Origin of the sequence: Streptomyces sp. NPDC058671 (genome assembly GCF_042716475.1) — a bacterium.
Lineage (GTDB): Bacteria > Actinomycetota > Actinomycetes > Streptomycetales > Streptomycetaceae > Streptomyces.
In genome coordinates, this window is the sequence record NZ_JBHXSA010000011.1 from 13,099 (window position 1) to 27,777 (window position 14,679).

The following is a 14,679-nucleotide window of genomic DNA, read 5'->3' on the forward strand; positions in this document are numbered from 1 at the left end:
GTGGGGGCGGTCGCATGCGCGGCCATCGGCCCCGGGGCTGGTCCGGGGTCCGTCAGCCCGCTGCCCGGTACGCCTCCCTCAGCTTGCCGACCGCGCCCGTCAGGTCGCCCGTGAGCAGGAGATGGTCCGCCTCGGCGAACGGTTTCGCCACGGCCTCGGAGAGGTCCTGGCCGATCTTCTTCTGCACCATCAGCCGCGCCACCGCGACGAGCCTGCGGCCCTCGGGCGAAGCGCCCCGTCCCGCCTTCTGCAGCACCTTGGCGGCGACCCCCACCGCGCGCAGGGCGGGTTCCCCTCCGGACGGAGCCGGGGTGAGCGTCGTCAGCCCCCAGCCGTACGGATACTGCGGGTCGTATCGCCCGTCACCCACGTTGATCGGCAGCTGCGCCTCCGACCTGGGCCAGGTCACCGGGAGCTGTCCGGTGAACGGCCGCCTGCCGTAGAGGACGTCGGCGACACCGCCGCCCTCCGTGCCGGGCAGCCAGGAGGCGACGAGGGCGTCGATGGCCGGCAGCCGGTCGCCGATGAGCTGCGGCCGTCCGGACACGACGAGGACCGCGCAGGGCATCGCCGCGCAGACCGTGTCGACGGCTGCCTTGTCGGCGGGGGTGAGTTCGAGGTCGTTGCCGTTGCCGACGTCGCCGAACCCCTCCGCGTACGGGGTCTCGCCGACCACCACCACACCGACGTCGTAACCGTCGGTCGGCGCGGACGCGTCCTTCGACCAGGCGATCTGGGCGTCCGGCGCTGCCTCGCGCATCCCTTCGAGGATGGTGGTGCCGGTGGTCGTACGACCGGAGGAACCCTGCCAGCTGATGGTCCAGCCGCCGGCCTGGTTGCCGAGGTCGTCGGCGTTCGACCCGGCCACGTACACCTTCTGCGACGGCTTCAGCGGCAGGACCGCGCCCTCGTTCTTCAGGAGCACCTGTGACTTCGCCACGGCCTCCCGCGCCACCGCGCGGTGCTCGGGCGATCCGATCGAGGGCAGGTGCGTCGTGTCCGCGTACGGCTTCTCGAACAGGCCGAGGCGGAACTTCTGGGTGAGGATGCGCGCCACGGCGTCGTCGATCCGCGCGGTGGGGATCCGGTCGGCCCCGACCTCGGCGGTGAGGGTCCTGGTGAACTCCTGGTAGTTCGTCGGCACCATGATCATGTCGAGGCCGGCGTTGACCGAGGTCCGCACGTCGCTGGGGTAGTCGCCGGGGATCTGGTCGATGGCCTGCCAGTCGCTGATGACGAAGCCCTCGAAGCCCATGCGGTCCTTGAGCACCCCGTTGATCATCTCGGCGTTCGCGTGCATCTTCACGGGCCCCTGGTCGTCACCGAGGACGTCCAGGGAGGAGTACGAGGGCATGACCGTGCCGGTGCCGCGCTTCACCGCCTCGGCGAACGGGGCGAGATGGACCGCTTCGAGCTCCGCGCGGGTGACCTCGGTGACGCCCTGGTCGATCGTGTACGAGCCGGTGGTCGAGGAGCCGAAGGTGGTGCCGCCGTCGCCGACGAAGTGCTTGGCGCTGGTGAGGACCTTGTCGTTGCGGTCGAGGTCCTTGCCGTTACGGGCGCCCTGCATGCCGTTGATGACCGTCTCCATGGCGGTCACCAGCGCCGGGTCCTCGCCGAAGGCCTCGTAGGAGCGGCCCCAGCGCTCGTCGCGGGTCACGCACACACAGGGGGCGAAGTCCCAGGGGACTCCGGTGGCCCGCACCTCCTTCGCGGTGACGGCGCCGGTCCTCGCGGCCGTCTCCGGATCGCGGCCCGCGCCGATGCCGATGTTGTGCGGCATGATCGTCGCCCCGATGACGTTGTTGTGCCCGTGCACCGCGTCCACGCCGTAGATCAGCGGGATCTGGAAGCGGGTGGCCTGCGCGCGCAGTTGGTACGCGTCGACCATCGCGGCCCACGCCTCGGGCGTGTTGGGGGTCGGGACCGAGCCGCCGCCGGAGAGCAGCGACCCCAGCGCGTAGCTCGCGATGTCGCCCGGTGCGCGCAGCGCGTTGCGCTCGGCCTGGGTCATCTGCCCGGCCTTCTCCGCGAGGGACATCCGGGACAGCAGGTCCGCGACCCGCTTCCGTACCGGCAGCCTCGTGTCCAGGTACGGCAGACCATGGGCGTTGACCACGACCAACGGGGTCTCCGCGGGCGCCTTCGCGCCCTCGACGGTCAGCCGCAGCGGAACGGTCTCGGCGGACTCGGCGGCGCCGTCCTCGATCGTGGGCACGGTGATCGACCGGGTCGTACCGGAGGGCGTCCCGGCCGGGAACACGACGCTGCCCGTGACGGGACGGTAGTCCTTCCCCGGCTCGGCGCTGCCGCCGCCCTCGGTCTCGTACGTGACGGTGACGGGCTCACCGACCGGCCCGGAGCCGGTGGTGGCCACCGAGACGTCGACCCGGGCGCTGCCGCCCTCGTCGACGGGGTGCACGACGGACTTCGTGACCACCTTGGTGGTGAGGGCCGGCTCCGCCGCGCCGTACAGCTCGACGCCGTCGAGGGCGAACGCCCCCGGCCCGCCGGTCGGCAGGGTGACGGCGTACCCCCACATCCGGTCGAGCCCGAGGACCTGGTCGATACCGCCGACGGGCTGGTAGTCGGTCCGGTAGGTGAACTCGGAGAACGGGATCTCGACGAGGTGCCAGCCCTCCCAGTCGTCGGTGAACGATGTCGTCCACAGCTCCGAGGCCTCGCCGTTCGCTCCGCCGTCCTTGATCTCCAGGGCGATCCGCCTGCCCGAGCCCGGAGGCAGCGGCGCGGTGTTCTGGCCGTACCACCACAACCGGATGCCCTTGTACGCGGTCCAGTCGTGGGCCGGCCGGTCGAAGGCGAAGTCATGGGTGAAGCCGCCCCAGCCGCTGATGTCGTAGCGGCCTTCGAGGACCTTGTCGCCCTCGGGCGCGTCGGCGCGCTCCCTCAGTTCGAGCGTCGGATGCGACTCGGTGGCGTTGCCCCAGGTGAAGAGGCCTTCCGCGGGTGGCGGAGCGAACGGGACCTCACCCTCGAACCGGTCGACGGCTCGGGGCGCGGGTTCCTGGGCGGCGGCACTCGGCAGAGCGCCGGAGAGCAGACCGGTGAGTACGGCGGTCGCGGCGACCACGGCCGCGCTCACCGTCCTCCGGGGACGTGCGGATGGCATGCGGGCTCCTTGGACAGGCAGGGGCCTGTGGGATGGGGGCGGGGAAGGGCGTCGGGGGCGGGCGATCAGGCCGGGTTGTGGGTCCACTTCTGGTTGGCCCCGCCGGTGCAGGTCCAGATCTGTGCCCGGGTCCCGTCGGCGGAGGAGTTGCCGGTGATGTCCAGGCACTTGTTCGCGCCCGTGTTGACCACGTCGTGCGTGGAGGCGTTGTAGGTCCAGCGTTGCGCGGCGGTGCCGTTGCAGTTGTACAACTGGACCTGGGCGCCGTCGGCCGTCGAACCGCCGGTGACGTCGAGGCACTTGCCGAGCGCCCGGACGCTGCCGTCGGCGGCGAGCGTCCAGCGCTGCGCGGCGGTGCCGTTGCAGCCGTACAGCTGGACGGGGGTGCCGTCGGCGGTGGCGCCGCCCGCGACGTCGAGGCACTTCCCGGCCAGTCCGGTCAGCGGCCCGGCTCCGGTCCCGCCGCCGGGCGTGCCCGCCCAGGTGAAGGTCGCGGTGGTGCGGGCGGGCAGGGTGTACGTGAAGGACTGGGCGCCCCAGTCGACCCGGACGGACCGGGCTGAGGTGCCGCCGTTGTGGGCGATGAGGGCCTTGGAGCCGTCGGTGTTGCGCCAGGCCACGTTCTGGACCGTGCTGTCGGCGGTGGAGGCGATGCGGTACGCCCCGGGCCTGACGAACTTGGTCAGGTGACCCGTCGTGTAGTACTCGACGGTGTAGTCGACCTGTCCGGCGCGGGCGCCGCCCTCCTGGACGGTGATCAGCCCGGTGCAGGTGCCGCAGCCGCCGTTGTGCGGGCCCATGTCCTGGTTGAGCGCGAGGCTCCACTTGACCAGGCTGCCGCTCCAGTTCCGGGCGTAGCCGACGATGTCGTTCAGGTCCTCGTTGTGCTGGTTCCCGATCCAGGTGCCGCCCGAGTGCTCGGTGCTGAACTGCTTGACGGCCGGGTACTGCTGGTGGACCTGGGTGCCCACGGCCGGGTCGCCGAAGTAGCCGTGCCAGGCGATGCCGCCGAACAGGGGGTCGTCGCGCACGCCCGCGTCGCCGAGGATCCCGGCGCCGAAGCCGGCGTAGTCGCCGTAGTTCCAGTCGTGGACGAGGACCTTGGTGGTGAGGCCGGCGGCGCGGAAGGCCGGGTAGACGTGGTTCTTGGTGAACTCGACGAGCCCGGCCGGGTTCCAGCTCATGCCCGGGTAGTTCATGGCGGTGGGGTTGCCGGCCTGGCAGCAGTTCGGCTCGTTCTGCACGGAGACGTAGTCGACCTTCACCCCGGCGGCCTGGTAGCTCTGCACGTACCTGACCAGGTACTGGGCGTAGAGCGGGTAGTACTCCGCCTTGAGCCAACCCATCTGGTCCATCCGGCCGTTGTCCTTCATCCAGCCGGGGGCGCTCCACGGCACGCCTTTGACCCGGAGCGCCGGGTTGAGCTGCTTGGCCTGGGCGGTCAGCAGACGGACGTTCGTGTCGTAGCCGTTGGTCCCGAAGTCGTTCAGGTCGCAGCAGGTGTCGTCGAGGGAGACGTTCCCGGGGCGGGAGAGGTCCGAGGCGCCGATGGGGTTGCGGACGAAGGACAGGCCGATGCCCTCGGTGGGGGAGAAGAGCCTGCGCATCACCTCGTCGCGGGTGGCGGCGCTGACGGCGCCTCCGCGCAGCAGATGCGCGGTCGTATCGGTGATCGACGCGCCACCGCCTTCGAACTGCTGGTAGGTGGTGGTCTCGTCGACGGTGATCGTGTGGTTCGCGCTGCCGCCGGCCGGGCCGAACGCGAGGGGCGCCTGCGGGGCGAGACCGCGGGTGACGGTACGGCCGCCGGCGTCCGAGGTGGTGGTGAGCCAGACGTCGACCCGCTCTCCGGCCGCCTGCGCGGTGCCGGGCCCCGTCAGGACCAGACTGCCGGCGACGAGGGCGCCGACCGTGAGCGCGGTGAGGGGCCGGTGACGGCGGGGCCGCGTGTGAGGGGTGGTTTCTCCTCGGCGCTTTCGTCCCCCTCCGCCGAGGTATGCGAGCCCACGCCTGAACATGTTATGCACCTGACAAGCCTTTCGCCGTTACGCGCCGAACGAATCGCAGCAGCAAGCCTTTTATCAAGTCCTGAAGTTATGGGTCGCCTCTGGGGCCGTCAACCCTTCGGGACCGGAAGGCGGGCCCCCCGCCTCGGAGGGGTGGCGTTCGCCCTGTGAAAGGAGTGAAGCAGCACGCAACTCGCTTGCGGAGTTTGCGATACTCTTGCGCGCATGACGCGACGACTTGCTCAGGTGGCCAAGAAGGTGGGAGTCAGCGAGGCCACGGTCAGCCGTGTGCTCAACGGCAAACCCGGTGTCTCCGACGCGACACGGCAGTCCGTGCTCACCGCCCTCGACGTCCTCGGCTACGAGCGGCCCACGCAACTGCGCGGAGAGCGCGCCCGCCTGGTCGGTCTGGTCCTGCCCGAGCTGCAGAACCCCATCTTCCCCGCGTTCGCCGAGGTGATCGGCGGCGCCCTCGCGCAGCAGGGCCTCACCCCGGTGCTGTGCACGCAGACCAAGGGCGGCGTCTCCGAGGCGGACTACGTGGAACTCCTGCTCCAGCAGCAGGTGTCCGGCGTCGTCTTCGCCGGTGGACTGTTCGCGCAGGCCGACGCCCCGCACGAGCACTACCACCAGCTGGCCGAGCGCAACATCCCGGTGGTCCTGATCAACGCGTCCATCAAGGGCCTCAACTTCCCCTGCGTCTCCTGCGACGACGCCGTCGCCGTCGAGCAGGCGTGGCGCCACCTCGCCTCCCTCGGGCACGAGCGGATCGGGCTCGTCCTCGGCCCCAGCGACCACGTCCCCTCGCGCCGCAAGCTCGAAGCGGCCCGTGCCGTGGTCGAGGGGGCGGGCGGGAAACTGCCGGACGAGTACGTCGTACGGTCGATCTTCTCGCTCGAAGGCGGCCAGGCCGCGGCCACCCGCCTCCTGGAGCGGGGCGTCACCGGGATCGTCTGCGCCAGCGACCCGCTCGCCCTCGGCGCCATAAGGGCCGCGCGGCGCCGCGGGCTCTCCGTACCGTCGCAGGTGTCCGTCGTCGGTTTCGACGACTCCGCCTTCATGAACTGCACCGAGCCGCCGCTCTCCACCGTGCGCCAGCCCATCGAGGCGATGGGGCGGGCCGCCGTCGAACTGCTCTGCGCCCAGATCCAGGGCACGCAGACGGACCCCGGCGAGCTCCTCTTCGAACCCGAACTCGTGGTGCGCGGCTCGACGGCGCCGCCGCCTGCCGCCTGACCGCCTGAAGGACGCACGCGCGCCCGGATGCGCAAAGGATCGACGGGCACGCTCAACAACTCCATGCGCGGCCGGTATTAGTCAGCAGTGATCCGCTGTTTTCCTGGCCGTGGCCCGGCCGGCGCACCCGCCGCACTCGGTCCCGCCCAGCTTTCCCTCGACCGGCTCGCGTCCCACCGGTGCGCGCTGTCCGGGGCCGCCACCCGGGCCACGTCGCCCCCGCGCGACGGTCGGTTCACCGTGGGGTGCCCGTCATGTGCGGCGGGGGCGGCGGTCCGACCGTACGGATGCGGTGCGGGGCGGGTGGACGGCGTGGACCGGGTCAGTGCCCGGGGACGTCGGCCGCAGGCGCGGTGATGATGCGGGGGAGCGCCCCCGGGTGTTCCCGCGTGAGCCAGTCGACGAGTTCCTCCCGGACGGCGCAGCGGGTCGTCCACAGGTCGTCGGCGTCCTTGGCCGTCACGATGGCGCGCACGGTGATGGCGGTCGGGGAGGTGTCGGTGACGGCGAGGTCCCATCCCCGGCCGTCCCAGGTGGGGCAGGTGTCGAGGAACTCCCGGAGGTGGGTGCGCATCTGCCCGACGGGCGCGGAGTGGTCGCAGTGGACGAAGACCGAGCCGGTCAGCTCGTTGCCGCCGCGCGTCCAGTTCTCGAACGGGCGGGAGGTGAAGTACGAGACGGGCAGCGTGACCCGGCGTTCGTCCCAGGTCCGGACGGTGAGGAAGGTGAGCGTGACCTCCTCCACGGTCCCCCATTCCCCGTCGACGACCACCGTGTCACCGATGCGGACCATGTCGCCGAAGGCGATCTGGAAACCGGCGAAGAGGTTGCCGAGCGTGGACTGCGCCGCCACGCCGGCCACGATGCCGATGATGCCGGCCGAGGCGAGCAGCGAGGTGCCGAGCCCCCGGAACGTCGGGAACGTGACGAGCGCGAAGGCGGCGGCGACCACGCCGATGGCGACCGACACCACCCGCGTGATGAGCGTCACCTGGGTACGGACGCGGCGCAGCCGTGCGGCGTCACGCGCGCGCATGGCGTACCGGGCGTACGTGGACTCCACGACGGCGGAGGCGAACCGTACGGTCAGCCAGGCGCCGCCGCCGATCAGGCCCAGCAGCAGGATCTGGTCCACCGTCGCGGTGTGCTCCAGGAGCGGCTGCCACTCCGTCGCGCGGTAGGACCACCGGAACGCGGTGGTCAGGAGGACGAGGTGGAGCGGCGTACGGCAGCGCCGCAGCAGCCCCCAGAGCGGGGTGTCAGGACGGCGCGCGTCCGCGTACCTCGCGAAGAGGTCCGCCGCGCGGCCGGCGGCGAGGGCCAGCAGTGCCGAGCCGCCGAGGACGATCGCCAGTCGAACAACGCTTTCCATGGGTCCCCAGTCGATGAGCGAACAGTTCCTGTTCGCCTCACCGCCGTGCCACCTGGCAAACAAGAGGGCTACGGGAGTTGCTTGTCAACAAAGGTTGACGCGAGTCGGTTGTCAACGTAGGTTGACTGCATGACCGATGCGACCGATCTCGCCGCGCGAGCGGGCGACCGCGACCCCAGGGTCGGACTGCGGGCCGTCTCCGCTCTGCGGCGACTGCTGGAACAACTGGAAGCCGTCCAGGTGCGCGGTGCGCGCAACCAGGGCTGGTCGTGGCAGGAGATCGCGACCGAACTGGGCGTCAGCCGACAGGCCGTCCACAAGAAGTACGGGAGGCAGTGATGTTCGAACGGTTCACGAAGGCCGCACGGGCGGTGGTGAAGGGAGCGGCCGAGCACGCGGAGCGCGGCGGCGCGACCGCCGTCACCGAGGAACACCTGCTCCTGTCCCTGCTCGACCGCGAGGACACCCGCGCCGCGGCGGCGCTGCGGCAGCTCTGCCCGCCGGACCGCCGCCCGTCCCTCGTGGCCGCACTCGCCGAGGCCCGGCGCCGCGCGGGACTCTCCCGGGCCGACGCGACCGCCCTGGCGGAACTCGGCATCGACGTCGGGGCGATCGTGGCGCGGGTGGAGGAGACCCACGGCGCGGGCGCCCTGGCGGGCGACCGCAAGGACACCGGGTGGTGGTCCGGCCGCCGCTCCTTCTCCCAGGAGGCCAGGACGGTCCTGGAGAAGTCGCTGCGCGTGGCGCTGGCCCGCAAGGACCGGGAGATCGGCGACGAACACCTCCTCCTGGCGCTCACCACGACCGGCGGTGTCGTCGCGGAGGCCCTCGCCGACCACGGCGTGACCTACGCCTCCGTCGAGTCGGCGCTCTCCGGCGCGACGGCCCGCTGAGAAGTGTGGGTTCCGGTTCCCGGGGCAAGCGGTCCTCCTGAGCTCGCGCGACGCGGCTCGGGAGAACGTCCGAGAACGGAGGAGGGATCGACATGGCGGAGAACGTGTGGAGCTATGGGCAGGCGTTCGGCCACCTGGTGGGCACGGACCTGTCCGGCTGGAGCGTGGAGGCCACCGACGGGCACATCGGGAAGGTCGACAAGCACTCCGACGAGGTCGGTGACGCGTACCTGGTCGTCGACACGGGGGTGTGGATCTTCGGCAAGGAGGTACTGCTTCCCGCGAGTACGGTGACCCGCATCGACCTGGAGGGCCACGCGGTGCACATCGGCCTGACCAAGGAGCAGATCAAGAACGCGCCGGAGTTCCACTCCGACAAGCACCTCGCGGACCAGCAGTACCGCGAGGAGATCGCCGTGCACTACCGGACGGGCGGCCCCTTCGGAGGCGGACCGGCCGCCGTCTGACCCCTGCCGGACACACCGAGGCGGGGGACCCCGCCCACTTGCCGGGGCCCCCGGCGGCCGTGGCCCCCCCACCCCGCCCCAACCCGGGAGATTGAGGCCCGCCCCGCCCCCACCCCCCCCCCCCCCCCCCGGGGGGCCCCCCCCCCCCCGGGGGGGGCCCCCGCCTCGTGCCGTTGCCCCCGACTCCCTCCGTCAGCCGGGAAGTTCGTCGCGGTCCGCGCCGCCCCTGGCCGCCGCCGAGTGCAGGGCCCGCAGCGCCACGAGCAGGACGCCGATGTCGTCCAGGTACACCGGGTCCGGAATCAGGTCGATCGGCGACACCGTGTACACCACGGCCGCCCAGAACAGGGCCTTGGACCGCAACGGCACACCGGCTTCCAACAGCAACCTCCGCGCCCGGAAGACACGTACGAGCAGAACCGCCGCGTATCCCGCCGCCACCAGGGCGACGACCGCGGCCACCACGAGCCAGAGTGTGCTGTCCATGTTCCTCTCCTACCCCACCTGCCGTACGCCATCTCGCACCGAGCGGCCGGCCTCGACGGGGCCGACCCTACGGAACGCGGCGTCCGTGGGGCCGACGCGCACCCGCGATCAGACGCCCACCGCGGTGCCGCGGACGCGGTGGGCGGTGTCGCGCAGCCACAGGGCGCTGCGCTTGGGCGTGCGGGTCTGGGTGGCGTAGTCGACGCGCACGAGGCCGAAGCGCTTGTCGTAGCCGTACGCCCACTCGAAGTTGTCCAGGAACGACCAGGCGAAGTAGCCGCGGACGTCGGCGCCCCCCGTCCTGGCGCGCGCCACGGCGGCGAGATGGGCCGAGAGGTAGGCGGTCCGGTCGGTGTCCTCGACGAAACCGTGGGCGTCGGGAACGTCCTCGTACGCGGCGCCGTTCTCGGTCACCACCATCGGGGTGCCGGGATAGTCACGCGAGACGCGCAGCAGCAGAGCGGTGAGGTCGTGGGGCATCACCTCCCAGCCGAGACCGGTGACGGGGAGGCCGCCGTGTGGCAGGTTGCGGGTGACGGGGACGCCCCGGGCATCGGTGCCGGCGCCGTGCTCGTCGACCCCCGAGGTACGCATCGAGCGGTAGTAGTTGACGCCCAGGGTGTCGATGGGGCTGCCGATGACCTCGAGGTCGCCGTCCTGGACCGGGATCTCGATGCCGTGCACGGCGAGGTCGTCGACGAGGTCCTCCGGGTACCGGCCGCGCAGGACCGGGTCGAGGTAGAAGCGGAAGCCCAGGGCGTCGGCCCGGCGGGCCGCCTCGTGGTCGGCCGCGCTGTCGGTGGCGGGCCGGCTGGTGCCGAGGAGATGCGTGACGGCCAGGTCGAGCGGGCGGCGGGCGGCGGAGCGCAGCCGCTGGACCGCCAGGCCGTGGGCCAGGTGCAGATGGTGCACGGCGTTCACCCCGTCGGCGAGGGAGCGGCCCCCGGGGGCGTGGACGCCTTCGACATGGCCGAGGACGGCCGAGCAGAACGGCTCGTTGAGGGTGGTCCAGTGGGTGACGCGGTCACCGAGCCGCTCGTGGACGAGGTCCGCGTAGTCGGCGAAGCGGTAGGCGGTGTCGCGGGCGGGCCAGCCGCCGGCGTCCTGGAGTTCCTGGGGCAGGTCCCAGTGGTAGAGGGTCAGCCAGGGGTCGACGCCGCGCGCGAGGAGCTCGTCGACGAGGCGGTCGTAGAAGCCGATGCCGGCCGGGTTGGCCGGGCCGCGTCCGTGGGGTTGGACCCGGGGCCAGGAGACGGAGAAGCGGTACGTGTCCAGGCCGAGGGACGAGAGCAGGGCGACGTCCTCGGGCATGCGGTGGTAGTGGTCGCACGCCATGTCACCGGTGTCGCCGTTGTCGACGGCGCCCGGGACGCGGCAGAAGGTGTCCCAGATGGACGGCGTGCGCCCGTCCTCGTCGGCGGCTCCCTCGATCTGGAAGGCGGAGGTGGCGGCACCGAAACGGAAGTGCGGGGGCAGCAGATCGATGAGCGCGTCATGGTCGGCGGTGACGGACGGGGCGGTGGAGGTCACGGGCTACTCCTGAGGCCGGGGGAGGGAGGTCGGGCGGACGGGGACGCGCGGGCGTGAGGACGGCCCGGACGCCGTCGCGGGCGTCCGGGCCGTGCGGGGGTCAGGGGTCAGGGCAGACGGTGGTCGGCGTTCAGGACCGTCCCGCGTTCGGGGCGGTACAGGTCGAAGCCGCGGGTGTCGCACTGGAGGCCGCCGACGATGCAGTGGTCGACCAGGGCCTTGAGGGTGCGCTCCTCCCACGCGTTGAAGAAGTCGTAGTGGAAGGAGTAGCCGCGACCACTGGCCAGGCGGACCTGGCTCATGTCGCCGTTGACCGGCCACGCCATCTTGAACTCGATCATCGGCAGGGCGACCGGGTGGGAGGCCGGGCACATGTTGTCGTTGGTGCCGGGCTTGACCACCGGGTAGGCCATGTGGCTCTTGTGGTCGGGGGTGTCGAGGTACAGGCCGTTCCAGCAGCTGGGGGCCTGCATGCGCAGGTTGAGCTGGACGTCGGGCCGGTTCGGGCAGCTCGCCGGGATGTCGGTGTTGAAGAAGCTGTCACCGCATTCCCAGCCCTCGACGAAGCCCTTGTGGCTGCGGAACTCCTGGGCGCTCTGCATGGGGTTGCCGACGACGAACCGCAGTCCCTTGGGGAAGGGCCGCACGCTCCGGTAGTCGGTGACGCCCGCCTTGTAGTAGATGACCTGCGGGCCCACGGGCAGGATCTTCTGGTCGCCCTTGTACAGGGAGGGCATCCAGTACGCGGAGGCGTCCGCGGGTGCCTTGCAGGTGGTGTTGCCTCCGTAGAGCGAGCCGGTGGTGCTGGCGGCGTTGGTGGAGGTGTTGCCCATGAACGTGTGGTCGTGGGACTTGCCGAACTGGCCCGGGTAGACGATCGGGTCGTCCGGCGCGGTGTGGGTGACGGAGCATCCCGCCTGGAACTCGTGGTGGTAGGCCGGCGGCGGGGTGGCGGTGGACGGTGTCACACCGGTGACCTGGGGTACGGCCGGGATGTAGCCGTCTCCGTCGGCGTCGTCGCCCGAGGCCTGGGTGGAGGCGGCCATGACGTGTCCGCCGTGGGCGGAGGCCGACGTCCGGCTCTCGCCGCGGGCGCTGGCGGCGGTGTAGGTGTCGACGGCCAGGGCGGAGACGCCCATGGCGGCGGCGAGCAGTAAGGCGGACAGGGTCCGGCCGCGGATTCTCCTCGTGGTCATCGTGATCTCCTCGTTCTCCTCAGGGGGTCAGCTGTAGACGCCGAACTCGTGGAGCGAGTAGCCCCAGCCGGTGCCGCGGGCGGTGAGCTGGAGCTTGACGTACCGGGCGGTGGTGGCGGTCTCGACGGTGTCGATGTCGCCGTTGCCGGTGGTGGTGGTGTGGACGGTCCGCCAGGTGGTGCCGTTGTCGGAGACCTGGACCTCGTAGGACTTGGCGTAGGCGGGGTCCCAGACGAGCTGGAGGGTGCGGATGGGCTTGGCCGAGCCGAGGTCGACCTGGATCCACTGCGGATCGCTCCAGTCACTCGCCCAGCGGGTGCCGGTGTCGCCGTCGGTGGCGTTGGAGGCGGGGCAGGGGCAGTCGCCGTAGGAGGCCTGGGCGGAGGAGGCGGTGGTGGGCCTGTTCAGGGCGAGGTTGGTGCCGGTGACGGGCGGGGCGACGACCTTGACGGACTTCGTCTCGATGCCCGCGTTGCCGCGGCCGTCCTCGGCCTGGATGTAGACCTTCCAGACACCGAGCTTCTCGGGTGCGGTGACGGCGAAGGTGTTGTTGCCCAGGGAGCGGTACTGCGCGTCGACGAGACGCTTGTCGCCGTTGGCGTAGTTTCCGCTGAGGTAGATCTTGGGCGTGACCTGGTCCCCGTCGGGGTCGCGGATGTCGGCGCGGACGGTGAACTCCCGCCCGGCCGGGGCGGCGGAGGCCGGGGTGACGGTCATGTCGGTGATGACCGGCGGGGTGTTGTCGCCGGCGGTGGTGCCGTTGTACGCCTTCTTGACGGCGTAGTACGACAGGCGCTTCAGGCCGTCGGGCACGAGGTTGAACCAGATGCCGCCGAAGTCGTGTTCGAGGCCGTAGTGGAACAGGGTGGCGCCGAGGGCGACGCCCTGGTGGCCGGTGACGCAGTTCCACGCCTTGGTGTAGCCGTCGGCCTTCTGGACGTCGGTGGGCTCGTCGGGGATGCCGTTGGCGTCGTCGGGAACCTCCCACTCGCCGGCGGGGCCGCCCTCGGTGATGAGGTACGGCTTGTTGTAGCCGCCCTCGACCCAGTCCTGGCGCACCCCGCAGATGTCGCCGTAGGAGTTCATGGAGTACAGGTCGAGGTCCGGGGCGTTGCGCTTGTAGTAGGGCCAGGCGCCGGTCCACGCGTCCGTCGAGGTCACGGGGTGGTCGGGGTCGATGGAGTGGATCCTCTTGGCGACGTCGTTGACGAACGTCGCGTACGCGTTGCGCTGGGCCTCGAGCTCGGTGCCGCCGTAACAGTTCTGCAGACCGAGGACGGACTCGTTGCCCACGTTCCACATCAGCGTCGCCGGGTGGGACTTGTAGGTCTCGACCCACTTCGCGAACTCGGTGAGCATGGTGTTCCTGTACGCGGTGTCCGTCACGTAGTTGACGCAGCCGCCCGAGCCCGGTCCGCCGCCCGGCTGGAGCCAGAAACCGTTCATCACCTTGAGGCCGTTGGCGGCCGCCGCGTCGAGCAGGGGCTTGCTGGAGGCGTCCGTCCCCCAGGTCCGGACCGTGTTGACGCCCATGGATCTCAGGTCCGGCATGTAGCGGGGGGCGTCGGCCATCGCCGGGCCCCAGGTGAGGCCCTTCACCGTGTACGGCTGCCCGCCGACGGTCAGCTGCCAGTTGCCCTGCGAGCCGGTCACCTTGACCGCGCCGCCCGGCGGAGGATTGGTGCCGCCGCCGTACACCCGGAACTCCCACAGCGAGTAGCCGTAGCCCGTTCCCCGGGTGACGCCCTGGAGGCGGACGTACCGACCGGTGCCGGTGACCGTGAGGTCGTCGATGCCTCCGTCGCCGGCCGTCACGGACTTGACGGTGCGCCAGTCGGTCCCGTTGTCGGAGAGCTGGATGTCGTACGCCTTGCCGTACGCGCCCTCCCAGTTCAGTACGACGCGGCTGATGTTCGTGCTGCTGCCCAGGTCGACCTGGAGCCACTGGGCGTCGCTCCACTGGCTCGACCAGCGGGTTCCGGTGAGGTCGCCGTCGACGGCGGCGGCCGCGGTCCAGGCGGCGCCTTCGCTCGACGAGGCGGTGGCGGGCTTCCCCTGGGAGAGGAGGGTCTCCGCCGCGGTGGCGGGCGCCGAGGTCAGCAGGGTGGCGGAGGTGGCGAGCAGGGCACCCAGGGAGATGAGTGACCCCGTGGTGCGGGCGCGCTTGCGGACGCGCCCTCGTGTCGTCGGGTCGGCGATCGAGGACATGGCGGCTCCTGGACGGACAGCGGGGAGGGGGATCGCCTTCCGGGCGGCGCGGCGGGGACACGAGCGCCGCCCGGTAGGCGAGGGAGGGCCGGGGGGCCCCCCCCCGGGCCGCCCCGCCCGGGGTGAAGGGGGCGGAAAACCGGGGGGGCGCACCG

11 protein-coding genes are annotated in these 14,679 nt (G+C 71.5%); 4 read left to right on the forward strand and 7 right to left on the reverse strand.

Going from position 1 to position 14,679, the window contains the following annotated elements:
• Nucleotides 1-52: 52 nt before the first annotated feature.
• On the reverse strand, nt 53-3,130 hold the full coding sequence (locus tag ACFWV2_RS15875) for a glycoside hydrolase family 3 N-terminal domain-containing protein (protein WP_384405610.1): 3,078 nt from the start codon (nt 3,128-3,130) through the stop codon (nt 53-55).
• A 65-nt stretch (nt 3,131-3,195) separates the two neighbouring features.
• Nucleotides 3,196-5,148: a lectin gene (locus tag ACFWV2_RS15880; RefSeq protein WP_384405611.1), complete on the reverse strand. Its 1,953-nt coding sequence runs from the start codon at nt 5,146-5,148 to the stop codon at nt 3,196-3,198.
• A 213-nt stretch (nt 5,149-5,361) separates the two neighbouring features.
• Between ACFWV2_RS15880 and ACFWV2_RS15885 the strand changes: the two genes are divergently transcribed.
• Nucleotides 5,362-6,372 carry a LacI family DNA-binding transcriptional regulator gene (locus tag ACFWV2_RS15885; protein WP_384405612.1) on the forward strand — a complete coding sequence of 337 codons (1,011 nt, stop codon included), beginning with the start codon at nt 5,362-5,364 and terminating at the stop codon, nt 6,370-6,372.
• Between the two features lie 322 nt (nt 6,373-6,694).
• Here ACFWV2_RS15885 and ACFWV2_RS15890 read toward each other — a convergent pair whose 3' ends face one another.
• Complete coding sequence (locus ACFWV2_RS15890) at nt 6,695-7,744, reverse strand: mechanosensitive ion channel family protein (RefSeq protein ID WP_384405613.1); 1,050 nt, start codon at nt 7,742-7,744, stop codon at nt 6,695-6,697.
• Nucleotides 7,745-7,873: 129 nt separating this feature from the next.
• Here ACFWV2_RS15890 and ACFWV2_RS15895 point away from each other — a divergent pair, with 129 nt between their 5' ends.
• The 3 genes from ACFWV2_RS15895 (at nt 7,874) to ACFWV2_RS15905 (ending at nt 9,104) form a co-directional block, all read left to right on the forward strand.
• The gene (locus tag ACFWV2_RS15895; RefSeq protein ID WP_093878538.1) at nt 7,874-8,083 is read left to right on the forward strand and encodes a helix-turn-helix domain-containing protein; all 210 of its coding nucleotides are present in this window, start codon (nt 7,874-7,876) and stop codon (nt 8,081-8,083) included.
• A complete protein-coding gene (locus ACFWV2_RS15900; RefSeq protein WP_384405614.1) occupies nt 8,083-8,637 on the forward strand; it encodes a Clp protease N-terminal domain-containing protein in 555 nt (184 codons plus the stop codon). The genes ACFWV2_RS15895 and ACFWV2_RS15900 overlap by 1 nt, the downstream gene beginning before the upstream one ends.
• Before the next feature lie 92 nt (nt 8,638-8,729).
• A complete protein-coding gene (locus ACFWV2_RS15905) occupies nt 8,730-9,104 on the forward strand; it encodes a PRC-barrel domain containing protein (protein WP_360790862.1) in 375 nt (124 codons plus the stop codon).
• A 192-nt stretch (nt 9,105-9,296) separates the two neighbouring features.
• Here ACFWV2_RS15905 and ACFWV2_RS15910 read toward each other — a convergent pair whose 3' ends face one another.
• The 4 genes from ACFWV2_RS15910 to ACFWV2_RS15925 form a co-directional block, all read right to left on the reverse strand.
• Nucleotides 9,297-9,590 (reverse strand): YkvA family protein, encoded by a 294-nt coding sequence (locus ACFWV2_RS15910; protein WP_384405615.1) that lies wholly within the window; start codon nt 9,588-9,590, stop codon nt 9,297-9,299.
• Nucleotides 9,591-9,698: 108 nt separating this feature from the next.
• Complete coding sequence (locus ACFWV2_RS15915; RefSeq protein WP_384405616.1) at nt 9,699-11,120, reverse strand: GH1 family beta-glucosidase; 1,422 nt, start codon at nt 11,118-11,120, stop codon at nt 9,699-9,701.
• 107 nt (nt 11,121-11,227) lie between these two features.
• Nucleotides 11,228-12,316 carry a DUF1996 domain-containing protein gene (locus ACFWV2_RS15920; RefSeq protein ID WP_384405617.1) on the reverse strand — a complete coding sequence of 363 codons (1,089 nt, stop codon included), beginning with the start codon at nt 12,314-12,316 and terminating at the stop codon, nt 11,228-11,230.
• 27 nt (nt 12,317-12,343) lie between these two features.
• Nucleotides 12,344-14,524, reverse strand: coding sequence for a discoidin domain-containing protein (locus ACFWV2_RS15925; RefSeq protein WP_384405618.1), 2,181 nt, complete (start codon nt 14,522-14,524; stop codon nt 12,344-12,346).
• Between the last annotated feature and the right edge of the window lie 155 nt (nt 14,525-14,679).